The organism is Nevskia sp., assembly GCF_021732705.1.
Classification (GTDB): domain Bacteria; phylum Pseudomonadota; class Gammaproteobacteria; order Nevskiales; family Nevskiaceae; genus Nevskia.
Window position 1 is genome coordinate 275,487 of sequence record NZ_JAKFUM010000010.1, and the last position, 24,444, is coordinate 299,930.

General features: G+C 67.8%; 23 protein-coding genes. 17 read left to right on the forward strand and 6 right to left on the reverse strand.

Going from position 1 to position 24,444, the window contains the following annotated elements; genetic code table 11:
- Positions 1-27: 27 nt before the first annotated feature.
- Genes QZ951_RS12615 through QZ951_RS12650 form a run of 8 tightly spaced genes read left to right on the forward strand, consistent with a single transcriptional unit; the run spans position 28 to position 6,370 of the window.
- A complete protein-coding gene (locus QZ951_RS12615) occupies positions 28-1,218 on the forward strand; it encodes an ABC transporter substrate-binding protein (protein WP_293001034.1) in 1,191 nt (396 codons plus the stop codon).
- Complete coding sequence (locus QZ951_RS12620; protein ID WP_293001035.1) at positions 1,199-2,044, forward strand: hypothetical protein; 846 nt, start codon at positions 1,199-1,201, stop codon at positions 2,042-2,044. The genes QZ951_RS12615 and QZ951_RS12620 overlap by 20 nt, the downstream gene beginning before the upstream one ends.
- Entirely contained in the window at positions 2,041-2,838 is a 798-nt protein-coding gene (locus QZ951_RS12625) for a hypothetical protein (protein ID WP_293001036.1), read from the forward strand. Before QZ951_RS12620 ends, QZ951_RS12625 begins: the two co-directional genes overlap by 4 nt.
- Entirely contained in the window at positions 2,835-3,617 is a 783-nt protein-coding gene (locus tag QZ951_RS12630) for an ABC transporter ATP-binding protein (protein ID WP_293001037.1), read from the forward strand. The genes QZ951_RS12625 and QZ951_RS12630 overlap by 4 nt, the downstream gene beginning before the upstream one ends.
- Positions 3,610-4,239, forward strand: coding sequence for a hypothetical protein (locus QZ951_RS12635; RefSeq protein WP_293001038.1), 630 nt, complete (start codon positions 3,610-3,612; stop codon positions 4,237-4,239). Before QZ951_RS12630 ends, QZ951_RS12635 begins: the two co-directional genes overlap by 8 nt.
- The gene (locus QZ951_RS12640; RefSeq protein ID WP_293001039.1) at positions 4,236-4,934 is read left to right on the forward strand and encodes a hypothetical protein; all 699 of its coding nucleotides are present in this window, start codon (positions 4,236-4,238) and stop codon (positions 4,932-4,934) included. Before QZ951_RS12635 ends, QZ951_RS12640 begins: the two co-directional genes overlap by 4 nt.
- Positions 4,935-4,940: 6 nt before the next feature.
- Positions 4,941-6,032 carry a radical SAM/SPASM domain-containing protein gene (locus QZ951_RS12645; RefSeq protein WP_293001040.1) on the forward strand — a complete coding sequence of 364 codons (1,092 nt, stop codon included), beginning with the start codon at positions 4,941-4,943 and terminating at the stop codon, positions 6,030-6,032.
- A complete protein-coding gene (locus QZ951_RS12650; protein WP_293001041.1) occupies positions 6,029-6,370 on the forward strand; it encodes a metalloregulator ArsR/SmtB family transcription factor in 342 nt (113 codons plus the stop codon). The genes QZ951_RS12645 and QZ951_RS12650 overlap by 4 nt, the downstream gene beginning before the upstream one ends.
- Before the next feature lie 46 nt (positions 6,371-6,416).
- On the opposite strand, the gene QZ951_RS12655 is transcribed toward QZ951_RS12650, so the two are convergent.
- The gene (locus QZ951_RS12655) at positions 6,417-7,307 is read right to left on the reverse strand and encodes an alpha/beta fold hydrolase (RefSeq protein WP_293001042.1); all 891 of its coding nucleotides are present in this window, start codon (positions 7,305-7,307) and stop codon (positions 6,417-6,419) included.
- Between the two features lie 140 nt (positions 7,308-7,447).
- Between QZ951_RS12655 and QZ951_RS12660 the strand changes: the two genes are divergently transcribed.
- The gene (locus QZ951_RS12660) at positions 7,448-7,843 is read left to right on the forward strand and encodes a DUF2237 domain-containing protein (protein ID WP_293001043.1); all 396 of its coding nucleotides are present in this window, start codon (positions 7,448-7,450) and stop codon (positions 7,841-7,843) included.
- Between the two features lie 79 nt (positions 7,844-7,922).
- Positions 7,923-8,414, forward strand: a complete 492-nt coding sequence (locus QZ951_RS12665; RefSeq protein ID WP_293001044.1) for a DUF1579 domain-containing protein — start codon at positions 7,923-7,925, stop codon at positions 8,412-8,414.
- Between the two features lie 27 nt (positions 8,415-8,441).
- Here the strand turns inward: QZ951_RS12665 and QZ951_RS12670 are convergent, their stop codons facing one another.
- On the reverse strand, positions 8,442-8,822 hold the full coding sequence (locus tag QZ951_RS12670) for a hypothetical protein (protein WP_293001045.1): 381 nt from the start codon (positions 8,820-8,822) through the stop codon (positions 8,442-8,444).
- A gap of 152 nt (positions 8,823-8,974) precedes the next feature.
- On the opposite strand from QZ951_RS12670, the gene QZ951_RS12675 reads away from it, so the two are divergent.
- The 5 genes from QZ951_RS12675 to QZ951_RS12695 all read left to right on the forward strand — a co-directional run bounded on the left by QZ951_RS12675 (position 8,975) and on the right by QZ951_RS12695 (position 17,969).
- Complete coding sequence (locus QZ951_RS12675) at positions 8,975-10,120, forward strand: hypothetical protein (RefSeq protein WP_293001046.1); 1,146 nt, start codon at positions 8,975-8,977, stop codon at positions 10,118-10,120.
- Between the two features lie 206 nt (positions 10,121-10,326).
- Entirely contained in the window at positions 10,327-12,063 is a 1,737-nt protein-coding gene (gene pilB / locus QZ951_RS12680) for a type IV-A pilus assembly ATPase PilB (protein ID WP_293001047.1), read from the forward strand.
- Positions 12,064-12,129: 66 nt separating this feature from the next.
- Positions 12,130-13,353: a type II secretion system F family protein gene (locus QZ951_RS12685; RefSeq protein WP_293001048.1), complete on the forward strand. Its 1,224-nt coding sequence runs from the start codon at positions 12,130-12,132 to the stop codon at positions 13,351-13,353.
- 128 nt (positions 13,354-13,481) lie between these two features.
- Complete coding sequence (locus QZ951_RS12690; protein ID WP_293001049.1) at positions 13,482-14,744, forward strand: hypothetical protein; 1,263 nt, start codon at positions 13,482-13,484, stop codon at positions 14,742-14,744.
- Between the two features lie 207 nt (positions 14,745-14,951).
- Positions 14,952-17,969, forward strand: coding sequence for a ligand-binding sensor domain-containing diguanylate cyclase (locus QZ951_RS12695; protein ID WP_293001050.1), 3,018 nt, complete (start codon positions 14,952-14,954; stop codon positions 17,967-17,969).
- A gap of 244 nt (positions 17,970-18,213) precedes the next feature.
- Here the strand turns inward: QZ951_RS12695 and QZ951_RS12700 are convergent, their stop codons facing one another.
- The gene (locus QZ951_RS12700; RefSeq protein WP_293001051.1) at positions 18,214-18,570 is read right to left on the reverse strand and encodes a HopJ type III effector protein; all 357 of its coding nucleotides are present in this window, start codon (positions 18,568-18,570) and stop codon (positions 18,214-18,216) included.
- A gap of 48 nt (positions 18,571-18,618) precedes the next feature.
- Positions 18,619-20,454 carry a glutamine--fructose-6-phosphate transaminase (isomerizing) gene (gene glmS, locus QZ951_RS12705; protein ID WP_293001052.1) on the reverse strand — a complete coding sequence of 612 codons (1,836 nt, stop codon included), beginning with the start codon at positions 20,452-20,454 and terminating at the stop codon, positions 18,619-18,621.
- Between the two features lie 104 nt (positions 20,455-20,558).
- Between glmS and QZ951_RS12710 the strand changes: the two genes are divergently transcribed.
- Positions 20,559-20,900 carry a hypothetical protein gene (locus QZ951_RS12710; protein ID WP_293001053.1) on the forward strand — a complete coding sequence of 114 codons (342 nt, stop codon included), beginning with the start codon at positions 20,559-20,561 and terminating at the stop codon, positions 20,898-20,900.
- Positions 20,890-21,372, forward strand: a complete 483-nt coding sequence (locus QZ951_RS12715; protein ID WP_293001054.1) for a hypothetical protein — start codon at positions 20,890-20,892, stop codon at positions 21,370-21,372. The genes QZ951_RS12710 and QZ951_RS12715 overlap by 11 nt, the downstream gene beginning before the upstream one ends.
- Positions 21,373-21,396: 24 nt before the next feature.
- On the opposite strand, the gene glmU is transcribed toward QZ951_RS12715, so the two are convergent.
- Positions 21,397-22,773, reverse strand: coding sequence for a bifunctional UDP-N-acetylglucosamine diphosphorylase/glucosamine-1-phosphate N-acetyltransferase GlmU (gene glmU / locus QZ951_RS12720; RefSeq protein WP_293001055.1), 1,377 nt, complete (start codon positions 22,771-22,773; stop codon positions 21,397-21,399).
- Between the two features lie 116 nt (positions 22,774-22,889).
- The gene (locus QZ951_RS12725) at positions 22,890-24,437 is read right to left on the reverse strand and encodes a SulP family inorganic anion transporter (RefSeq protein WP_366943917.1); all 1,548 of its coding nucleotides are present in this window, start codon (positions 24,435-24,437) and stop codon (positions 22,890-22,892) included.
- Positions 24,438-24,444 lie beyond the last annotated feature (7 nt).

The following is a 24,444-nucleotide window of genomic DNA, read 5'->3' on the forward strand; positions in this document are numbered from 1 at the left end:
CGCGGGCTTGTCGCATGCGCGTTGGCGATGGCGGCGGTGCTGCTCGCCGCCTGCTCGCGCACGCCGCCGCCGCTGTCGGATGCGGCCCTTGCCGCCATGGACTGGCCGCAGGTCGAAGCCGCGGCGCGCGGTCGCACCGTCACTTTCGTGATGTGGACCGGCGATCCGGCGATCAATGCCTACATCGATGGTTACCTCCGGCCAAGGCTCGAACGCCTGCACGACATCCGCCTGCGGGTCATTCCCGGACAGGCTGATATCGCCAATCAGGTGATCGCCGAGCGCGACGCCGGACGGCGAACCAGCAGTCTGGATCTGCTGTGGATCAATGGCGAAACCTTCTTCAAGCTGCGCCAGTTGCAGTCGCTGCACGGCCCGTTCACCGAGCGCCTGCCCAACAACCGCTACGTGCGCTGGTCCGATCCAACCATCGCCCGGGATTTCCAGCAACCGGTCGACGGCTACGAGATGCCATGGGGCAACGTGCAACTGCTGCTGATCGCCGATCGCGAAAAGGTGTCGCCGCCACCGGACACGCCGGCGGCGCTCGCCGACTGGATCCACGCGCATCCCGGCCGCTTCAGCTTCGATTCCGGCTTCACCGGCCTGAGCTTCCTGAAATCGCTGATGCATGCCTTCGCGGCTTCGCCGGACATGCTCGAAGGACCGTTCGACGAAGCGCGCTACCTGCGCCTGCGCGATCCCGTGTTCGCATGGCTGCGCGACGTGCGGGCCGACCTGTGGCGACAGGGCCGGACCTTTCCCCGTGATGTCGCGCAGCTGCATCAGCTGTTCGCCGCCGGCGAACTCGACTTCACGATGAGCTTCAATGACGGCGAGGTCGACAACAAGATCGCGCTCGGCCAGTTCCCGGTCAGCGCCGAGGGCTACGCGCTGCGCACCGGCATGCTGCGCAACTCGCATTACCTCGGCATTCCCGCAGCCTCGCTCGAACGGGCCGCGGCGATGGTGGTGATCAACGAGCTGCTGTCGCCGGAAGCGCAGTTCGAGAAGCTTCAGCCGTCGGTCTGGGGCGACGGCACGGTGCTCGATGTCGAGCGCCTGCCCGCGCCGTGGCCGGCCCGCTTCGCCGCAGCCGCCGAACGGCGACGGGTGCCGAGTCGCGCGGCGCTGGCTGCCATCGCCCGGCCCGAGCCATCGCCGGAATTGATGATCCGCCTGGAGCAGGATTTCCGCCGTGCTTTCATCGAGCACTGATCGCGCAGCCCGCCTGCTGTTCGGCGTCGCCACCGGCGGCGTCGTGCTGCTGGCGCTGGTGGTGGCGGCCGCCGGCAGCGTCGGCATCATCGGCGGCATCGAGCCCGCGTTCACCACCGCCCACTGGCTGGCAGTCCTGTCGACGCCGACGCTGTGGCTGTCGCTCGCCTACTCGGCGTTGATCGCGATGGCCAGCCTGCTGCCGAGCGTGCTGCTGGCCCTGCTCATCGTGCTGGCGGCGGGCGAACGCCTGCGCCGCGCGCCACTGGGGGCGCTGCTCTACCTGCCGCTGGCGTTTCCGGGCGTGGTCGCGGCACTGGTGGCGGTGCAAGTGCTCGGCGGCGCCGGGTGGCTGTCGCGCATCGCCCACACGGCCGGCGTGCTGGCGGCGCCGGAGGAGTTCCCGGCGCTGGTGCAGGATCGCATCGGTGTCGGCATCGTCATCACCCACATGCTGATGGTGACGCCGTTCTTCGTGCTGCTGATCGATCGCCTGTCGACGCTGGAACGGCTCGATGCCCTCGCCGCGCTGGGTCGCTCGCTCGGCGCGACTTCGGCGCAGGTGCTGTGGACGATCCGGCTGCCGATACTGCTGCGCGGCCTGACACCGGTCTGCACGGTGTACGGCGCGGCGCTGCTGGCGTCTTTCGAGGTGCCGCTGCTGATCGGTGCCCAGCATCCGGCGATGATCGCTGTGGAAATCGACCGCCACCTGCATCCGCTCGACCTGAGCACGCAGGGTCAGGGATACGCGATGGCCTGCGTGCACGTGATGCTGCTGACCGGCATCTGGTGGCGGATGTCCAGACCCGCGGCCCGCCGATGATCCGCGCCACCGCATCGCGTCGGGCCGCCGTGATCGCCTGGGGACTGGCGGTTCTGATCGTGCTGCCCTACGCGGTGCTGGCCTTCGGTGCGTTCGCCCAGCAGTGGCGATATCCGGCACTCCTGCCGGCCGGCTGGTCGATGCGGGCCTGGACCGCGCTGGCGGGCGGCGGCGCGCTGCTCGACGCCGCCGGACGCTCGGCAGTGATCGCGCTGGCGGTGTCGCTGCTGTCGGTGACGGCCGCACTGATCACCTCGCAGGCACTGGCGATCGCGCGTCACCGCGAGCGTATGCAGGCACTGGCGCTGCTGCCGTTCTTCGTGTCGCCGGTGGTGATCGGCATGAGCCTGCAGCAGCTGCTGCTGCGCAGCGGCCTCGATCATGGCGCGCTCGGCGTGCTGCTGGCCCAGAGTTTCATTGCCTACGCCTATGCAGTGCTGCTCATGAACGCGCTGTGGTCGCCGACGCTTCTGGCGATGGGCGATGCGGCCGCAGGGCTGGGGGCTTCGAAGCTTGCGATCTGGCGCGAGGTCTGGCTGCCGGCCGGTGCCGGCGTGATCGCGATGGCGCTGTTCCAGACCTTTTCCCTGTCCTGGTTCGACTACGCGCTGGCGCGCGTGATCGGCGGCGGGCGGGTAGTGACGCTGCCGATCCGGGTGTTCGAAGCGCTGAGTGCCGGCGACCTGCGGGTCGCCAGCGCCGGCAGCCTGCTGCTGGTGCTGCCGCCGGCGGTCGCATTCCTGCTCGCCAGACGCCTGGTGGCAGCCTCGCCGCTGCTGAAGGTGTCGCAATGATCGCGGGCCTCGATGTCGACGGCATGAGCAAGCGCTTCGACGGCCGGCCGGTGCTGGACGCCGTCTCCCTGTCAGTGCCGCGCGGCGAGCTGATGGCCGTGCTCGGGCCGTCGGGCTGCGGCAAGTCGACACTGCTGCGCGGCATCGCCGGCCTGATCGCGATCGACAGCGGCACGGTGACCGTCGCCGGACGCCGCGTGGACCATCTGCCGGTGCGCGAGCGCGGCATCGTCTATCTCGGTCAGGAGCCGCTGCTGTTTCCGCATCTGGATGTCGGCGGCAACCTCGCTTTCGGACTCCGGCTGTCGCGGCGACCGGCGCAGGAGATCGAGGACCGGGTCCGGCAACTGGTCGAGGAACTCGGCCTGCCCGGGATGGAACGGCGGAACCCGGCCGACCTGTCGGGCGGCGAACGTCAGCGCGTCGCGTTCGGCCGCGCACTGGCGATCGAACCGGCCGTGCTGCTGCTCGACGAGCCGTTCAGCAGCCTTGACGCCATGACGCGCAGCAGAATGCAAGGCTTGTTTCGTCGCGTGGCCCGCCGCCATGCGATCACCACCGTGCTGGTGACGCACGATCTGAAGGAGGCGCTGGTCATGGGCGATCGTTTCGGGCTGATGCAAAACGGGCGGCTGCTGAGTCATCCCGACCGTGCTGCATTCGCGGCCGCGCCGGGCAGCGGCGTTGCCGCCGAGCGGGCGTTCTGGGACCTGCTCGACACCGGCCCATCGGCCCAATCGGGCCCGGCGGCGCGTGGCCACGGAGACCGTGATGCTTGACGTCATCCTGATCGACAACGGTGTTCACGGCCTGCGCGACTACTTCGTCGACGGCGCCGCAGTGCGGTATCGGCCGGCGCGCATCGGTGGGCAATGGCCGCCGGATCTTGCCGGCGCCGACCTGGTCATCGCACCGAATGGCACCGATCATGTCGCGCTGCATGCAGCGCGCGAGGCGGTCGCCGCACACCTGCAGGGCGGCGGTGCGCTGGCCTGCTTCTGCGGCTTCTTCACGCCGTGGATACCCGGCAACCGCTGGGTGCATGACACCGGCCGGCCGCTCAACGAGCTCGAGTATCACGCCGTCGACGATCGGCTGGGCCTGCTCGACGGCGTCGATCTCGAGCGCTTCGCCGCCGGTCGTCACGGCATTCGCGGCGGCTGGGCATGCGGGCGCATCGAAACCGACCATGCGGAATCGGTGCTGCTGCGCGACAGCCATCACCGCGTGATCATGGTGGCCGACACCCGCTCGACCCCCGGCCTGATCGTCGCCACCGCCAGCGGCCCGCTGGGCGATGCCGCACCCGATCAGCCGCTGCCGGCTGACGGTGGTGATCTCACCCGGATCTATCGAAACCTGCTCAACGTCGTTCGGCAACGCAAGGAGAGCCGTCAATGAGCCGCAAGCCCATCGCGATGATCTTCAACGGCGTATGGTCGCAGTACGCGGTCGCCACCGCGCCGAAGTACCGGGATCTCATCGATCTGGTCTACGTGCACGATCTCGCCGCCGTCGACTGGTCCGACTATCGCGGCGTGATCGTGCCATTCCAGAACGATCATGCAGCGCTCGCCGCCCACCGGGATCGCCTTTACGGCTTTCTCGCCGGAGGCGGCAGGGTCGCGGTGTTCGGCGATGCCCATCACTGGATCGATGCCGAGTGGGCGGACCGGCCCGTCGACAATCACTGGTGGACCCGCCAGCCCGATTCGCCGCCGGTGGTCACGCTGGATTTCGACCATCCGCTGTTCGCCGGCCTCACGCCGCGTCAGGCCGGCTGGCATCACCATGGTGTCTACCTGCGCCTGCCGGCGCGCGCGCGGGTGCTGCAACGCTCGCGCGAGGATGAAGTGGTGTGCTGGACCACCACCGAGTACGGCGGCGAATTACTGGCCGGCACCCAGGACCCGATCGTCGAGCACGGCGTGCAGCAGATCCGCCATCTCGATCATTTCGTCGATCAGCTCGTGCTGTGGCTGGGCGGCGAGCGCCCGTCCCCAGCCCGGCTGACGGTTGATGAAAGCGCCTATGGCGTGCCGTTTCCGAGGCGCGCGCGGGCAACGGCCGATGCCCGCCAGCCGAACCGCGCCTGATCGCCCATGGAAAGCATTTACTGGGTCCTGACCTGGGCCTGCCATCGCAAATGCGATCACTGTTACGACGCGCGCTTCCGGCCGTATGTGCGCAGCGGCCTGAGTCGGGTGCTGGCCGAAGGCCAGACGGCCTACCGGCGAATCGTCGAGCATCTGCCGGATGACTTCAGCTACGTCCAGCCGCTGGCCGATGGCCGGAGCGAACGCCGTCGGGGCCGGCTGATCCTGGCAGGCGGGGAGCTTCTGATCGACGCGGTACGCGAGCCGCTGCTTTACCCGGTGCTCGATGCCTTGCGCGACAAGTACGGCAGTGGTGGCCCGAGGCTGTCGCTGCAGACCACCGGCGACGTTCTCACCGACCACCATCTGGAAGCGTTGCTGGCGCGCGGCATCTGGATGATCGGCATCGCCTCGATCGACGATCATCACGTCGGCATGAAGGGCGAGCGCAAGTTCGCGTTCATGCAGCGCATCCGCGAAATGATGGCGCGGCACGGCGTGGAGGAAGCCAGCCTGGGCGGTGCGCGCGATCACCGCGTCGAACTTCCGGCGCGGCCGGCCGATGCCGCGCGCGACTATCTTCAGGAAGACGGCCCGTTCTTCGTCTTCTTCGGCGCCCAGCCGGAACTCTGGGTCGGTGAACTGTGGCCGCGCGGTCGCGCCTGGAGCAACGGCCTGTCGAATGCCGACTACAGCACCAATTTCTGCGCGCGCTGGTCCGGAGGCCGGAATTTTCTCCACCACGGCCAGGCCGGTTCGGAAGTCTCGATCGAGCCCGATGGCTCGGTCTATCCCTGCTGCATCAAGACCCGCGTGCCGCTGGGCAGCGTCGTCGAGGAGCCGCTGATCGACATGCTCGACAGCCTGCGCGAGGAGCCGGCGCTGCAAGCTCTGAACAACGGCGATCCCGAAGGCATGGGCCTGCATCACGGCTGGACGCGTGCGCAGTTCCGCGCGTCAGCGCATGTCACCGATCCCACGGGGCGTCCGTACGGCAATCCCTGCATCGGCTGCGATGCCTATTTCGACGCTCACCTCGGTGCGCGTCTGGTCGCGCTTCGCGAACAGCGCAGGCAGCTGCGCGAGGCGCGGGCATGACCGCGCCGCGCGCGCTGAATCCGGGACCGTCGCGGCCGGGCGGCGTGAGCGTCGGCACGCGGCAGTGCGCGAGCCTGCTGCGCGTGGTCGCCGAGCCGACGCGGCTGGCGGTGCTGCGGCTGATCGCCACGGCACCGCTGTCGGTCAACGAGATCGCGGGGCAGCTCGATGTGGAGCAGACCCTGCTGTCGCATCACCTCGCGCTGTTGCGGCGCAATGGCCTGGTCAGCGTGCATCGCGACGGCAAGCGTCAGTTGTATGAACTGGCCGACGGCGTGAAGTTGAACGACGCGGCGGATGTCATCGATTTCGGCTGCTGTCGCCTTCAGTTCTTCTAGAAGCCCGACAGCGCACCTTTCAGCGCGCCTTCAGCTCAGCGCGCCTTCAGCGAGCTTTCGGGCGCGGCACGGCATGCTCATCCGCCCATTCGGCGATGCAGCGCGCCACCTTGTCGGGGTGGCTGAGCAGCAGCCAGTGGCCGGCGTCGATCGCGCGGCGGCGCAACGTGGGTACCCAGCGCGGCAGGCTTTCGAACACTTCCGGGCCGACGAAGCGATCGCGCAGCGGAATGATCAGCTGGACCGGCACCGCGGCGTGGCGCGGCTCCGGTTTCAGCAGCTTTTTCAAGATGTTGGCGCGATACAGCTGGATGCCGTTGCGGCCGTCGTCGGCCTGCGTCGGGCTCAGGTCGACAGCCGTGCCTTCGAGCCGCTTCAGCACCGTGGCCCAGTGCTTGCCCAGTGCCAGCTTCCACGCCGCCGGCGCCAGGCCCGGCAGCTGGAACGCGACGATGTACCACGAGCGCAGCAGCTGCTTCAGCACCTGCCGGCCGCGCCAGCCCGGCTTGGCGTTGTCCCGCAGCCAGTAGCCGACGTGATCCAGACACGGCCCGCTGATGCTGGTGTAGGTGGCGATGCGGGCGCTCAGCGGCACGGTGGTGACGCCTTCCCAGCACTGGATCGAGCCCCAGTCGTGGCCGACCAGATGAACCTTGCGGCCGGGTGCTGCGGCATCGAGCACGGCGCCGAGATCGGCCATCAGTTCCTTGATCGCGTAATCCTGCCGGCGCGTCGGTGCACTGGACGCACCGGCGCCGCGCACGTCGTAGGCCACGACATGGAACTGCGCGGCGAGCTTGTCGGCAATCGCATCCCAGACCCGCGCGGAATCCGGGTAGCCGTGGACGAGCGCGACGGTCGGGCCGGATTCGACGGTGCCGCGTTCGTAGACGGCGAGTTCGACCGGGCCACGGGTCACGGTGCGGGTGGGTGTCATCGGGCGGCATCTTCAAGGGGTTGAGGTGCGCATGATGTCCGGCGACGGGCGATTTATGAAGCCTCTCGACCCGGCGGCCGGTGATGCGCGCCGGTTCCGGCTCGCTATCATCCGGATACCACCTTTTCGAGATGCCGCCGATGGCTGCCGATGCTTCCTCCGCACCGCGCCCGACCCTGAACGTGCTCGGCACGCCGCTGGCGTGCTGCTGCCTGTCGCCGTTGACCGGCTTCTATCGCGATGGCGATTGCCGCACCGGCCCGCAGGATGTCGGCCGGCATCTGGTCTGCGCGCAGGTCACGGCGGAATTCCTCGCGTTTTCGGTCAGCGTCGGCAACGACCTGAGCACGCCGCGGCCGGAATACCAGTTCCCCGGCCTGAAACCCGGCGACAAGTGGTGCCTGTGCGTGCTGCGCTGGAAGCAGGCGCTGGACGCCGGGCTGGCGCCGCCCATCGTGCTCGCGGCCACCCATCAGAAGGCGCTCGAATATGTCGATCTCGCGGTGCTCAGCGCCCATGCGCTGGATCAGGCCTGAGCCGTCGCCACACGATTTCGATAGATGACATCCGGACCTTGACCGCAACCCGCCGTAAGCCCCGCCCAGGAGAAGCGCGATGTCCGATGCCTGCACGCCACAAGCCTTTCAGCCAAGCCCGGCCCACACTGCCCTTGCCGCGATGGCCGGCGACTGGGAAGGCCGAACGCAGGTCTGGTTCGAGCCGGGCACGGTGCCGGACGATTCGCCCGTGCGCGGCACCGTGCGCAGCGTGCTCGAGGGCCGCTTCATCGTCTGGGATTACGTCGGCAGCCTCGGCGGCAAGCCGCTGTCCGGGCAGTTCCTGATCGGCTGGCACGTCGACAAGCGCCGCTTCGAATCCTCGTGGATCGACAGCTTCCACACCGGCACCTCGATCCTGATCAGCAACGGCCTGCCGGATGATCCGGCGATCTCCGTGCTCGGCCACTACGGCCCGGAAGGCGGCGAATGGGGCTGGCGCACGGCATTCGAACTGGAAGCGCCGGATGCGCTGGTGATCCGCGCGTGGAACATCATGCCGGGCGGCGAGGACATGCTGGCAGTCGAAACGCGGCTTCGTCGGCGCTGATTGCGGCGGCCCCGGACCGCGGGCCGGTCACAGATCGACCTGCCAGCGGATCGGCAGCGCCAGATCGATCCGCAGCCGGCCGTCGTCGATCCGGAACGGCAGCGCGGTGCGGTGCCGGTCGCGCTCGTCCAGCCCGCGGCAGCCGGCGAAGAAGCGCGCAACGTAGCGCAGTTCGGCAACGCCGGCCGCGCCGTCGTCATCGAGCGTGACCGTGTCGATGCCGATGTCGTCGACCGGCACGGTGACGCCCGCCTCGCCGGTGTCGACCAGCCGTTCGAGCAGCGGCAGCAGCGCCGCCCGGTGATCGCGCAGCGCGCTGGCGACGCCGGCAGCGATCGGCCCGTTGCCGGCCGGCAGCGGCAGGTCGAGTCTCAGGCGGTCTTCGCAATGGTCGGCGGTGTCGGTCATCGGTCAGGTTGGGGCGTCGGGTCCGGCTTGCGGCGAAGTCCGGGCCCCGCCGGCGGATCGGGGGCCGGGCCGTTCGTGCACGTGGCACTCGGCTTGCGCCCGTCATTTCATCCGGGCTAGTTTCGTCCGAGACCTTACCCCCGAATTCCGCGATGAGCACCACTGCCGCGCCCGGCCTCGAACGGCCGACCGCCCCAGCCTCCGCGCCGCCCAAGACCGGGTTTGCGCAGGAGCCGGGCTATCTGTTCAGCCCGTGGATCGATTTCTTCTGCCTCGGCGGCGCCACGCTGCTGCTGATTCCGTGGTTCGCGCTGCTGCCGAAGGATCTGGCGCCGTACGCCGACGTGCTGGTGATGACCACGGCCGTTGCGCATTTCATCAACAACCCGCACTTCGCGCATTCCTATCACCTGTTCTACCGCGACTTCGGCAAGCGCGGCTTCAATGCCGAGTACCCGCGCGAATGGCGGCTGCGCTACCTGATGGCGGGCGTGGCGGTGCCGATCGCGCTGATCGCGTTCTTCGTCTACTGCCTGGCCGCGCCGAACCCGCGGGCGCTGGGCTACAGCGTGAACCTGATGTTCTTCACCGTCGGCTGGCACTACGTGAAGCAGGGCTACGGCATGCTGATGCTGGATTCGGTGCTGAAGCGCCAGTTCTTCCAGGAATCCGAGAAGAAGGTGCTGCTGTGGAACGCCTACGCGGTCTGGATGCTGTCGTACTTCCTCGCCAACTCGATCGCCTACAAGGCCGACTACTGGGGCATCTCGTACTACACCTTCGCCGCGCCGGAATGGCTGCTGACGGCGCTGACCGTGCTGACCGTCGCAACGTCGGCGGCGGTCGTCGCCGTGCTCGGCCTGAAATGGCGGGCGACGAAGAAACTGCCGCCGATCAATGGCCTGGTCGGCTACACGGTCGCGCTGTATCTATGGCTGCTGTATCGCGAGCCGGTGCTGACCCTGATCTTCCCGGCGATGCACTCGATCCAGTACATGGTCGTGGTCTGGCGCTACGAGCTGAACTACCAGCAGGACCAGACGGCGGACGCGAAATCGAGCGGCGCATTCAGCCTGCGGATGGCGCTGTTCTACACGCTGGCACTGGGGCTGGGCTATCTCGGCTTCTGGAAAGGCCCGGAACTGCTCGGCAAGGCCTTCCCCGGGGTGCTGACCGGCGTCGGCAGCGGCGCGATCCTGCTGGCCGCGTGGGTGTTCATCAACGTGCACCACTACTTTCTCGACAGCGTGGTCTGGCGCAAGGGCAATCCGGAGACCGGGCGGTACCTGTTCCGCTGACGGCGACGCACCGGCGCGGGCACGCCGCCTGCATCCAACTCCGGCACCGCCATCCGTCCGGCAACACGGCACACCGCGCCGGCCGGGGCGGCGTCGAGCGGCGGTTGCACTAGCCTCGGACCGTTGCGCGGTGTAGCTTCCGCGCTTCCGCAACCGTTGTTCATCTTTCGTCGGGCGACCGGCTCATCGTCGGCAAGGGACTTTTTGTGGCGACCAACTTCCAGGCCAATCCTCCGATCACCACCTTCATCGGCGGCCTGCCGCGCCGGCTGATCAGTGACGGCCTGTTGACGGAAGACCAGGCCCGCGACGCCCAGAACAAGGCGGCGAAGTCCGGCTCGCACTTCGTCTCGGTGGTGGTCGAATCGAAGATGGTCAGCGCCGCGCGGCTGGCCGAGATCGCCAGCATCGAGTTCGGCACGCCGCTGCTCGATCTGAACGCGATCACGGTGGACGCGGCGATCGCCCGCGAAGTCAACGAAAAGCTGATGCGCAAGCATCACGTGCTGCCGGTCTACAAGCGCGACCGCAAGCTGTTCGTCGCGCTGTCCGACCCGACCCGCCTGCAGTCGCTCGATGAAGTGAAGTTCGCGACCGGCTATCTGGTCGAGGGCATCCTGGTCGAGGAAGACAAGCTGGTGAAGGCCATCGAGACCGCGATCACCGCGGTTCAGGCCACGGCCCTGTCCGGCGGCGACGAGGACCTCGAAAACCTCGAGATCGAAGGCGGCGAAACCGATCCCGGCGCCGATGCCGGCACCAACGACGGGACCGACGACGCGCCGATCATTCGCTACGTCAACAAGGTGCTGATCGACGCGATCAACCGCGGCGCCTCGGACATCCACTTCGAGCCGTACGAAAAGAAGTACCGCGTGCGTTACCGCATCGACGGCGAGCTGCGCGAGATCGCGACCCCGCCGGTGCAGATGGGCGGCCGCCTCGCGGCACGCCTGAAGGTCATGTCCCGGCTCGATCTCGCCGAGCGGCGCGTGCCGCAGGACGGCCGCATCAAGCTGAAGCTCTCCGCCAACAAGGCGATCGACTTCCGCGTCTCCACCTGCCCGACGCTGTGGGGCGAAAAGGTCGTGATGCGTATCCTCGATGCGTCGAGCGCGATGCTCGGCATCGACGCGCTCGGCTACGAGCCAGAGCAGAAGGAGCTGTACCTGAAGGCGCTGGCCAAGCCGCAGGGCATGATCCTGGTCACCGGGCCGACCGGCTCGGGCAAGACCGTGTCGCTGTACACCGGCCTGAACATCCTGAACGACGACGGCACGAACATCTCGACCGCCGAAGACCCCTGCGAAATCAATCTGCCGGGCATCAATCAGGTCAATGTCAACGTCAAGCAGGGCCTGACCTTTGCCGCGGCGCTGAAGGCGTTCCTGCGTCAGGACCCGGACGTGATCATGGTCGGCGAGGTCCGCGACCTGGAGACCGCCGAGATCGCGATCAAGGCCGCTCAGACCGGTCACCTCGTGCTGTCGACCCTGCACACCAATGACGCGCCGCAGACCCTGACCCGCCTGCTGAACATGGGCGTGCCGGCGTACAACGTGGCGAGCTGCATCACCCTGATCATCGCCCAGCGTCTGGCCCGCAAGCTGTGCAAGTTCTGCCGCAAGCCGGACGTGATTCCGCGCGAAGAACTGCTGAAGGAGGGTTTCACCCCGGCGCAGGTTGATGCCCCCGGCTTCACCATCTACCGCGCGACCGGCTGCGATCAGTGCAACAGCGGCTACAAGGGCCGGACCGGCATCTACCAGGTCATGCCGGTGACCGACGCGATCTCGCGCGTGATCATGGAAGGCGGCAACGCCATCGACATCGCCGACCAGGCGGCGCGCGAAGGCGTGAAGACGCTCCGTCAATCGGCACTCAAGAAGGTCCTGGACGGCGTGATCGACCTGACCGAGGCCAACCGCGTCACCGTTGACTGAGCTATCCTTTTTTTCATCGGCGATGCACGGCGCTCGCTTGGATGAAAGCGGCGAGGATTGACGGTCATGGCGGCAGCAACGACACCCCCGAAGGAATTCACGTTCGCCTGGGAAGGCGTGGACCGCAAGGGTACGCGGGTCAAGGGCGTGTCCGACGGCCCGACCGAAGCCTTCATCAAGCTGCAGCTGCGCAAGCAGGGCATCAATCCGACCCGCGTCCGCAAGAAGTCCTCGCTGTTCGGCAAGGGCAAGAAGGCGATCGGCGGGCAGGACATCGCCGTGTTCAGCCGCCAGCTCGCCACGATGATGTCGGCCGGCGTGCCGCTGGTGCAGTCGCTCGAGATCGTCGGTCGCGGCCACGCCAATCCGTCGATGGGCGAGATGGTGCTGGGGGTCAAGGGCAGCATCGAAGGCGGCGCCACGCTCGCCGAATCGCTGGCCAAGTATCCGCGCCAGTTCGATGACCTGTTCGTCAATCTGGTCGATGCCGGCGAGAAATCCGGCGCGCTGGAAACCCTGCTCGACAAGATCGCCACGTACAAGGAAAAGACCGAGTCGCTGAAAAAGAAGGTCAAGAAGGCGATGACCTATCCGGCGGCGGTGATCGTGGTCGCGATGATCGTCACCGCGATCCTGTTGTACTTCGTCGTGCCGCAGTTCGCCTCGCTGTTCAAGGGCTTCGGCGCCGATCTGCCGGCGTTCACGAAGTTCGTGATCTCGCTGTCCGAGTTCATTCAGGACGACTGGTGGGTGATCCTGCTGGCCGGCCTCGGCACCTTCTTCGGCCTGCGCGAGGCGCACATCCGGTCAGAAAAGGTGCGCCGCTTCACCGACCGCCTGCTGCTGCGCCTGCCGGTGGTCGGCGACATCCTCTACAAGTCCGCTGTCGCCCGTTACGCCCGCACCCTGTCGACGATGTTCGCGGCCGGCGTGCCGCTGGTCGAAGCGATGGATTCGGTGGCCAAGGCCGCCGGCAACATCGTGTTCACCGAAGCGATCTTCCAGATGCGCGATCAGGTCTCCACCGGCCAGCAGCTGCAGCTGACGATGCAGCAGAGCGGCCTGTTCCCGGCGATGGCGGTGCAGATGGTCGCCATCGGCGAGGAATCCGGCTCGCTCGACCACATGTGCGCGAAGCTCGCCGACTTCTACGAGGAAGAGGTGGACGCTCTCGTCGACAACCTCACCGCCCTGCTCGAACCGATGATCATGGTCGTGCTCGGCGTGCTGGTCGGCGGTCTCGTCGTCGCGATGTATCTGCCGATCTTCAAGATCGGTCAGGCGATCTGACGTCACGGCCTGAGTGACCGACGGGCGTCATCACGCCCGTTGGCGCGCCGCTGCGATGAGCCCGGTCAAGCTCGCGGCAACGCCGCTCCACTACCATGAGCGCTCGACCTGACTGCCGAGTCCGCTCCATGTCCGCACGCCTGCGCCTGCACGCCGCTTCTGCCGCGCTGTTCGGCGTGACGCTGGCACTGCGACCCGGCGTCGCACGAGCCGCCGCCGGCGATCCGCTGACGCCCGAGCTTCGCGTCAATCGCATCGACGCCAGCAGCGACTCGCTGGATACGGCGGATGTCGCGCGCAGCGCTTCCGGCCTGACCGTCGTGGTCTGGACGGCGATCGGGGATTCCGCCAATCCGCCGCGGCCGGCCGGCAACGAAATCACCGTTTCCGAAGCGCGCATCAACAACGACTCGAAGCCGGTGGTGGCGATGAATGCCGGCGGCAGCTTCGCCGTTGCCTGGCGCACCGAGTATCAATCGGAGGCGGCGATCGCGATGCGCCTGTATGGTCCCGATGGCACGCCGCGCTGCGCGATCACCCGCGTCAGCACGGCGGCAACGTCGCAGGTGACCGAACGCTCGGACATCGCGATGGATGACGGCGGCCGGGTCACGGTCGCCTTCCAGCCGCCGTCCTTCGCCGACATCCGCATTCGCCAATTCGATGCCGCCGGTGTCGCACTCAGCGATCGCGAGTCCGTGGTCAGCGATGGCGATGGCGATTTCGTCGACGCCCCGGTGCTCGCTGCGCAACCGGCCGGCGATTTCGTGCTGGGTTGGCACCGTGTGGTCCGCCTGCCTGCGATCCCGGTGCCGTTTGCGGGCCCGTATCCGATCTTCATCAGCCCGCAGCGCGAGGAAATCCGGTTCCGGCGCTTTGCGGCCAACGGTCTGCCGAAAGCGGCTTCGACGGTGGTCGATCAGGCGTTCTCGGCCGATCCGTTCCTCGCCGGCGGCATCGCCGGATCCCCGATTGGCGAACCGGGGATCGGCGTCGATGCCGACGGCGATGTCGTGATCGCGTGGCCGGCTTCCACGGTCGGCGCGCTGGACACCATCCGCGCCCGGCGCTACGACGCCGCCGGCCGCCCGGTGGGTTCGATCATCACCGTCGGGCCGCTGACCAGCCGCACCACTGCGCACGTCGCGGTGTCTTCGAGCCGCGCCGGCGATGTCGCATTGAGCTGGAAAAACGACGGCCAAGTGCTCGCGCGCCGCTACCGTGCCGACGGCCGCGCGGCCGGCCCCGCGTTCGTGGTCAATCCGATCTTCGCGAGCGGCCGGGGCGATCCCAGCCGCACCGCCGTGGCCCATGACGCCGCCGGCAACTTCGGGATTGTCTGGACCGCCGCGAACCTCGACGTGCTGTTGCGGCTGTACGAAGGGCCCTGAACCCAGCCGATCCGCCGTCCATTCCGGACTGCCATGCCCATGTCGTCGAACCCGCACAGACAAACGATTGCACCGATGTGATGGATGCCCCGCTAACCCGGTGCCGCATGACCTGCAACGGCTGTCGACTTGGTACCGTACGCCCGCGTTTCCATGCCCGATGCTGGATCGGGTCTGGAGCCGGAAACTCCCACACTCTCTGCTGACATGCCCGGCGCAAGACCGCTGCTTCGAACGCTACACGCTTGTCTCCTGTTTGCCCTGCCGCTGCTGGCACTGGCGATCCCGCCCGATGTGCCGCTGCGCACGCTGGCGCATCAAAGCTGGAGCCTCGAAGCCGGGCTGCCGCAATCCTCGGCCAACGACATCGCGTTCGATCACGACGGCTTCGTCTGGATCGGCACCGAAAACGGTCTGGCCAGGTTCGATGGCAACCAGTTCCAGGTTTTCCACGAACGCGATGTGCCGGCGCTGAAGTCCAGCTTCGTCACGCGCCTGTATCGCGACCGCGGCGGGCGCCTGTGGATCGGCACGATCAAGAACCTCGCGTATCACGAGGCCAGCGGCTTCCAGTCGGTGAGCATCGACCGCAGCGGCGTCGGCACCGAGGCAACCGGCACCCCTGCGGGCGACAAAGCGGCCCCCGCCGACGTCGGCCGCGTCAACGGTTTCGCCGAAGATGCCGGTGGCGACCTGTACGTCGCCGCCGATGCCGGCCTGTTCCGATTCCGCTCAGACCGCCTTCAGCCAGTGCCGGGCTGGTCCGACCGGGCGACGGCCGCAGCCGTCAGCGAGCACGCCGTATGGATCGCGGGCAGCGGCCGCGTCAGCCGGTTCAGCGATGGCCAGCAGCACGACCTGCCGCTGCCCGCGCGCTTCGCGACCGCCGTCGTCACCAGTCTGTCCTGGTCGGACAACGCGCTGTGGCTCGGCACCAGCCGTGGCCTGCTGCGCCTGCGCGGCGAGCAGTTCGACGTGCAGACACTCGAGCCCGGCGGCACCGAGCCGAACATCCAGAGCGTGTCCGGCGATGGCGACGCCGGCCTCTGGGTCGGCACCGACAAGATGCTGTATCGCCTCGACCGCGGGCGGATGATCGACCGCATTCCGGCGCGCACGCCCGGCGTGGTGCCGTGGCCGATGACGATGAAGACCGGACCGGACGATCTCTGGATCGGCAGCGAAACCGACGGCCTGCAGCATTTCTGGATGAGCGGCAATCACCGGATCGGCATCGAGCACGGCCTGATCGATCCGATCGTCTGGAGCTACGCGCAGGACGGCGAGCGGCTGTTCGTCGGCACCAATTCCGGCGTGGCGGTGATCGAAGGCAACAAGGCCCGGCCGTTCATCCCGCGCGAGGCCCTGCCCTACCCGGTCGCGTATTCGCTGCTGCGGGCGGCCGAAGGCCGGCTGTGGGTCGGCACCTTCGCCGGTCTCGCCCGGTTCACGGCGGACGGTCGCATCGATCGCACGCTGCCGGAGCTCGACAGCATCAGCATCAACGGACTGGCGCAGGACCATGCCGGCACCATCTGGGCCGCCACCAGCAGCGGCCTGTTCCGGATCGACGGCGATGCGGTGCAGGCACTCGGTGCGGACACCGGCCTGCCGGACAAGGGCGCCCGCTACGTGCTGCACACGCGCCGCGGCGGCTTCTGGGTGGGCTTCGAGGACGGCCTGTACCGCCGGAATGACGACCGCTTCGAAGCGGTCAAGCCGAAGGAACTGGACGGCGCCTTCATCACCAGCCTGCTCGAACTGGATGACGAACGGCTCGTCGCCGGCACCATCGATCGCGGCCTGTTCCTGCTCGATGCGCAAGGCTGGCGCCAGTTCAGCCTGGCGCAGGGTCTGCCGTCGAACAGCGTCTATTTTCTCGGCGCGACCAAGCGGCATCTGATCGTCGCCGGCGAAGGCGGCGCCTACCGCATCGCGCTCGACGCCCTCGGCCACCCGGCTGGCCACGCGACCGGCGAGGGCCTGCCGCTCGACAATCTCGTCAGCAATCCCGGCGAGCATCAGGGCAACAGCCGCCTGCGCTGCTGCAATGGCGGCGGCAACGGCAAGGGCATCCTGATCGGCAACGAACTCTGGCTGCCGACCATCGACGGCGCCCTGCGCATGAATACCGACACCCCGTCGCTGCCGCCGCCGGTCGCCCACATCGTCGGACTGGATCAGAACGGCGTGCCGCTGACGCCCGGCGCCGCGATCACCGTTGCCGGGCCATCGCGCGACGTCGCGATCCGGTACGGGGCGATCGACTATCGGCAGACCTCGCCGCTGCAATTCCGCTATCGCCTGAACGGCTTCGATGCCCAGTGGATCGAGGCCGGCGACCGCCGCACCGCGTTCTACACCAACCTGCCGCCGGGCCGCTTCACGCTGGAAGTGACCGCCCGCCGCGCCTTCGAGGCCTGGGGACCGCTGGCCACCGTCACGCTCGACGTGCCGCGCAAGTTCACCGAAACCTGGATCTCGCGCCTGCTCTACATCGTGGTCGCCCTGCTGCTGATCGCGCTGATCATCCGCTCCCGCGTCAGCCATGTGAACGCGCAGAAGCTGGCGCTGGAGGCGATCGTGGCCGAGCGCACGCGCGAACTCGAACAGGCCAACCAGAGCCTGCGCGAAATGAGCGTCACCGACCCGCTGACCGGCCTGCACAACCGCCGCTTCCTCGAACAGACGCTGCCGATGCTGCTGGCCAAGATCACCCGTCACCGCGCGGAGACCGGTCGCGACCTCGTGATCGGCGTGCTGGTCGTCGACATCGACCATTTCAAGCGCATCAACGACCAGTATGGCCACGGCGTCGGCGATGCCGTGCTCCAGCGCGCCGCCAGCGCCCTGCGCACCTCCGTGCGCGACGGCGAATTCCTGCTGCGCTGGGGCGGCGAGGAATTCCTCGCGGTGATCGACGTGGTCGAACGCACGCATCTGGTCGACATCGCCCGCCGCCTGCACAAGGCCATCGCCAACAGCTGCACCAACTGGGAAGCCACCCCCGGAACCGCCTTCGCCGGCATCACCTGCTCCATCGGCTACGCCGCACTGCCGATCACGCCCACCACGCCAACGCCGGTCTGGTCAGACGCGATCCAGCTGGCCGACTACGCCCTGTATTCCGCCAAGGCCGCCGGCCGCAATCGCTACGTCACCATCGACCCGGAAACCCTGCCGCCCGAGTCATGGCGAAATGGCATGGATGGCGACGGACGCTGAGCGGTGGCGTCGAGGCGAACACAGCGATCGATCGGTACCGTGGTGCCGGCCCGGCCCGGCCCGGCCATAGTCCTGCGTCGACAAGCTCGCGCCAAACGCAATCAGGACTGCACGGAAGCATTCAACCCGACCGGATACCCGCCGCCCGCTTCGAAGGGTCCGACAGGCCCAACGGGTCCGAATCATTCCGCAGGTCAGTAGCCGCCCTTGTCGTGGCGCTGATGGTGGCGCCACATGCACGACGCTAGGCGTCGGGCCTCAGTGCGCGCAACGCGTCTCCCTCGAACTTCACGCCACCCCAACCGCTCCGCAAGAAATTGCGGATGTTCGGGTGGTCGCTGCCGTCTGGATGCTTCAGCACGTCGTCGCGGTAGTAGCGGCCGAAGCAGGCGAGGGTTTCGGGCTCGCTCAGCGCATGCAGCCTGGCGAACGCGAGAATCTTGCAGGAACCGCCATTCTGGCCGGCGCCATTCTCGACCTCGCCGTTGCGGAAGGCGGTGGGCGTGTAGTCGTAATGGCTTTCGATCGCGGCGATGGTATCGGCGAATTCGATCCGCTCGGGCGTTTCACGCAGGCGCTGCAGGTAGGCGGTCAGGGACATGGATGACGGGATTCAGAAGTTGGTTGTTCGATCCGGCGTCGCCCCGCCTCACTCCACCGTGACCGACTTCGCGAGGTTGCGCGGCTGATCGACATCGGTGCCGCGCAGCAGGGCGACGTGGTACGCAAGCATCTGCAGCGGCAGCGTGTAGACGATCGGGGCCTGCAGCGGCGTGATGTGCTCGGGCATGGTGATCACGTCCACACCGTCGCTTTCGGTGAAGCCGGATTCCGGGTCCGCGAACACGTAGAGCTTGCCGCCGCGGGCGCGGACTTCTTCGAGATTGGACTTGAGCTTTTCGAGCAGGGCGTTGTTCGGGGCGACGGCGATCACCGGCATGTCGTCGTCGACCAGCGCCAGCGGGCCGTGCTTCAGTTCGCCGGCCGGATAGGCCTCGGCGTGGATGTACGAGATTTCCTTGAGCTTCAGCGCCCCTTCGAGCGCCACCGGCCAGGTTGGGCCACGGCCCAAAAATAGTGCGTGGCGCTTGTCGGCGAAGTGCTTGGCCAGTTCCTTGATCTGCGGTTCCAGCTTCAGGGTGCGTTCGACCATTTCCGGCACATGGGCGATCTGGCGCACGTACTGCGCTTCCACCGCGGCCGTCATGCCGTTGTGGCGAGCCAGCGCAACGCCGAGGATGCCGAGGGCGGCCAGCTGTGTCGTGAAGGCCTTGGTCGAGGCAACACCAATCTCCGGGCCGGCGCGGGTCATCAGCACCAGATCGGCTTCGCGCACCAGCGAGGATTCGGGGACGTTGCAGATGGCCGCGGTCGCGAGATAGCCGAGCTTCTTCGCTTCGCGCAGCGCCGCCAGCGTGTCTGCCGTTTCACCGCTCTGGGAGATCGCGAGGAACAGCGTGTCTTTCGGCACGACCGGGTTGCGGTAGCGGTATTCGCTGGCCACTTCGACCGTGCATGGCAGTTCCGCGCCCTGTTCGATGTAGTAACGGGCGATCAGGCCGGCGTGGTAGCTGGTGCCGCAGGCGACGATGTGGACATTGCGGATCTTCGGCAGCAGCGCCTCGGCGAGCGGGCCGAGCGCGGCTTCGAGCACGCGCTTGCCGGTGATGCGTTCGGCCAGGGTGTCCGCGATCGCGCGGGGCTGCTCGTGGATTTCCTTGAGCATGTAGTGCGCGTACTCGCCGCGCTCGACGGCATCGGCCGACAGGCTCGATTCGCGCACCGGACGATCGACGGCGTTGCCGTGCGCGTCGATGATGCGGACGCCGGTTTCGCGGATCTCGGCGACATCCCCTTCTTCGAGAAAGCTGAAGCTGCGCGTGACCGGCAGCAGCGCCTGCACGTCGGACGCGATGTAGTTCTCGCCATCGCCGTAGCCGACGACCACCGGGCAGCCGGCGCGGGCGGCGACGACGCAGTCCGGGTCCTTCGGCGAGATCACGACGATGGCGTAGGCGCCGTGCAGGCGCTGCACCGAGGCCTGCACGGCGGCCAGCAGCGAGCCACGCGTCGCCAGTTCATCGGCCACCAGATGGGCGACCACTTCGGTATCGGTCTCGCTGCTGAAACGGTAGCCCTTCGCGCGCAGTTCCTCGCGCAAGCCATCGTGGTTCTCGATGATGCCGTTGTGGACCAGCGCCACCGTATCGCCCGAGACATGCGGGTGGGCGTTGCGCTCGCTCGGCACGCCGTGCGTGGCCCAGCGCGTGTGGGAGATGCCGCGGCGGCCGGCGATCGGCAGGGCGGCGATGCCGTCGACCAACTGCTGGACCTTGCCCTGGGCGCGGCGGCGATCGAGCGAGCCGTCGGCCGTCAGCAAGGCGACGCCAGCCGAATCGTAGCCGCGGTATTCGAGACGGCGCAGGCCGTCGATCAGGATCGGGGTGACATCACGCGCCGCAACGACGCCGACGATTCCGCACATGGCATGGAGGCTTCAGGGGGTGGCGCGCTATTGTATCGGCAGCGGTCCCCCGCCCCTGTTCCGGCCGGCGTGCCGCTTCGGGTGATGACCTTCGGAGAATGCCTTTGAGCGTGTTGCTGGCAATGCTGTCGGTGCTGGTTCTGGTGCTGGCAGTCGCGCTGGGCTGGGTGCTCTGGCGCCTGCAGCGGCGGATCGAGGCGATGCATGCGCAGCTGGTCGGCGACATGCCGATGCCGGTGTCGCCGGGGCGCGCCGGCCCGGTGATCGAGATCGAGATCCTGAATCCGTACGAGCTGGCCGTGCGCGAAACGCCGCTGGCCGGGCCAGCGGCGAAGGTGGCGCCGCGGATGATCGAGCGCATCGTCTACACCCGCGCGGCGGCACAGATCGCCGATCAGCTGAAGGCGCAGGGCGTGAACGCGCAGGTCACGACGCATGGCGTCTGAGCTGGCCGCCCTCGCGCTGCTGATCGCGGCAGGCCTGCTGGTCTGGGCGCTGGCCTGGGCGCGCGGTGCGGCGCGCAGCGTCGATCAGCTCGACGAGGCCTTGCGCGCCTCGCTCGCGCAGGGTCGCGCGATGGCCGAGCGCATTGCCACGCTGGAATCGCTGCGCGACGCGCAGGCCAAGGCCGAGCAGGTGCTGGAAACCGGCGGTTCGGTGGTGCGCGAGGTCCACAAGGGCATCGCCAGGATTCCGTTCGACATCCTCGAAGCGATCCCGGCCACGCGCGACGCCAGCAAGCGCGTTCGCGACGTGCACGACACGATCACCGACGGCGTCTACGGCGCGCTGTCCGGCCTGAACAAGGCGGTGGGGCGGGAACTGCGCAAGGGGATGAAGCTGGAGGAGACCCCAGCGCCGACCGATGCCCTCCCACCGGGTTCGAGCGACAGTCCAGGCAAGCTGCCGCCGAATTGACCGCGGGCGGTCGACGCGATCGACCTAACGCTTCCTCGGCCGCACCCAGCTGCTGATCGCGCGCTGATCGCGGGCCCGGTTGATCGTCAACTGATCCTCCGGTGCATCCTTGGCGATGGTGGACCCGGCGGCGATGTACGCACCGCGGCCGATGGTGACCGGGGCGATCAGCTGGCTGTCGGTGCCGATGAAGGCATCATCGCCGATCACGGTCGTGAACTTGTTGGCGCCGTCGTAGTTGCAGGTGATGACGCCGGCGCCGATGTTCACGCGCTCGCCGACCACGGCATCGCCGACATAGGCCAGATGATTGGCCTTGGAGCCATCGCCGACGGTGGTCTTCTTCAGCTCGACGAAGTTGCCGATATGAACCTGATCGCCGAGCAGCGAGCCCGGCCGCAGGCGGGCGTACGGGCCGATGATGCAGTGGCTGCCGACGACGGCGTCGTCCAGCCAGGAGTGCGACTCGATCCGCGTGCCGGCGCCGACCCGCACGTTCCGCAGCACGCTGTACGGGCCGACGCTGACGCCATCCGCCAGTTCGACCGCACCTTCGATGATCACGCCGACATCGATGCGGACATCGCGGCCGATGGTGAGCGCACCGCGCAGATCGAAGCGCGAAGGGTCGGCCAGATACAGGCCGTCTCGCTGCAGCCGCTGGACCTCGCGGCGCTGGAACACGCGTTCGGCCCGGGCCAGCTGCAGCATGTCGTTCACGCCCTCGACTTCCTCGGGCGACGCCGCCGACACCGTCCTGATCGACACGCCATCGCGTGCGGCCAGGCCGACGACATCGGTCAGGTAGTACTCGCGCTTGGCGTTGTTGTTGCCGACGTGCGACAGCCAGCGCTTCAGCCGCCGCGCCGGCGCAACCATGAGGCCGGTATTGATCTCGCGGATCGCGCGCTGTTCCGCCGTCGCATCGTTTTCCTCGACGATTCCGGTGACGCGACCGGCGCCATCGCGAAGGATGCGACCGTAGCCGCGTGGCTCATCGAGCGTGACCGTCAGCAGCGCGAAGCCGTCGGCCGCCGCCTCGATCAGCGCTTCGAGCGTCGCCGCGCTGATCAGCGGAACGTCGCCGTAGAGGACGATGACCAGCGCGGTATCGGGCACGTCCGGCATCGCCTGCAGGACTGCGTGGGCGGTGCCGAGCTGCTGCCGCTGGATCACGGACTTCAGGGCATCGTCCGCGCGGGTTGCCAGCCAGTCCTGAACCTGGTCGGCACCATGGCCCAGCACCAGATGCGCCTGACGGATGCCGGCCGCGGCGGCGGTGTCCAGCACGTGTCCGAGCATCGGCTTGCCACCGACGGCGTGCAGCACTTTCGGTCGCAGGCTTTTCATCCTCGTGCCCTGCCCAGCGGCAAGTACGATGGCGTGAACGCGGTCAGTCATGGCTTCAGGGCTCGAAAAGAGCCGCATGATAATTCGCAGCACCAACAAAAAGGACCACCGGCGGAGCCGGCGGTCCTCGCTTGCTGCGACGCTGCGCTGGAATCAGGACGCGCGGATCAGCTGCTGACCTGCACCAGTTCGCGGCGTTCGTCGATGCCTTCCGAGCGGCTCTTCAGCGTTGGCCAATCGACGATCAGCTCCGAACCGCTGACCGGCGCCATCCGTCCCCAATCCTGCAGCAGCACGACCACGGCGTAATCGATGTGGCGCAGACGATCGATATCGAGCGTCAGCTTGGTGCCCGGCGGAATCTCGTCGAGGATCTTGGTGATCCACGGGATGTTCAGGAACGTGGCAAACCCGACCATGCGCAGCGTCTTCTCGTTCGGGGCCTCACCATTCTTGAGGTTCAGGTGCAGTCGCGCCGATCGGAGCGACAGGCGAAGCAGCGCGAAACCGATGCCCACGATGACACCGGTCAGCAGGTCGGTGGCCACAATGGTCAGCGCGGTGACCACATACACGGACACGTTGCCACGGCCGTACTCGGCCAGTTCCTTGATCTGCGACGGCTTGATCATCTTGAAGCCGGTGAAGACCAGGATGCCGGCCAGCGCCGAGATCGGCGCCATCCGCAGCAGCCAAGGCAGCAGCAGCACGAAAGCCAGAATCCAGGTGCCGTGCATGATGGTCGAGCGGCGCGAGGTCGCACCGGCCTGGACGTTGGCGGCGGAACGCACGATCACGCCGGTCATCGGCAAGGCGCCCATCAGGCCGCACAGGGTATTGCCGATGCCCTGAGCGGTCAGCTCGCGGCTGTACTGGGTCCGCGGACCATCATGCATGCGATCGACCGCCGCCGCCGACAGCAGGGTTTCGGCACTGGCGATGAACGCGAACGCCAGAGCCGCCACAAGCAGCGCAGGCTTGCCGAACAGGCCCAGCATCTTTTCCGGCGTGACCCACTCGATACCGGCGATCAGGTTGTCCGGCAGGGTGACGCGGTTGACCGAAAGCTGCATCGCCTCGGCCACCACGGTGGCGAGGATGATCGCGATCAGCACGCCGGGCAGCAGCTTCAGCTTGGCCGGGCGCAGCTTTTCCCACAGCAGGATCATCGCGATCGTGCCCAGACCAAGCAGCGCGGCCTGCAGGCCGGCCCCGTTGCTGATCGAGTTGAAGACCAGCTTCGGCGCTGCCAGGAAGTTCTGGAACCCGGTCGGCAGCGGCTTGGCATCGAACATCACGTGGAACTGCGACGCGATGATCAGGATGCCGATGCCGGCGAGCATGCCGTTGACCACGGCCGGCGACACCATGCGGAACCACATGCCGAGGCCGGTCAGACCGGCGGCCACCTGAATCAGCCCGGACAGCAGCACCACCGGGCCGAGCGCGATGATCCCGTGCGCCTGCACCAGCTCGAACACGAGCACCGCCAGACCCGCCGCCGGGCCGCTGACCAGCAGCGGCGAACCAGCGATCGCACCGACGGCGATGCCACCGACGATGCCGGTGATCAGACCTGCCGCAGGCGGTACGCCGGACGCGATGGCGATGCCCATGCACAGCGGCACGGCCACCAGAAATACGACGATCGAGGCAAGGAAGTCCGCCAGCAGGTTCTGTCGGCCCGCGGCAGGCGGCGCCGCCGTGGAGTCCATCATCGCG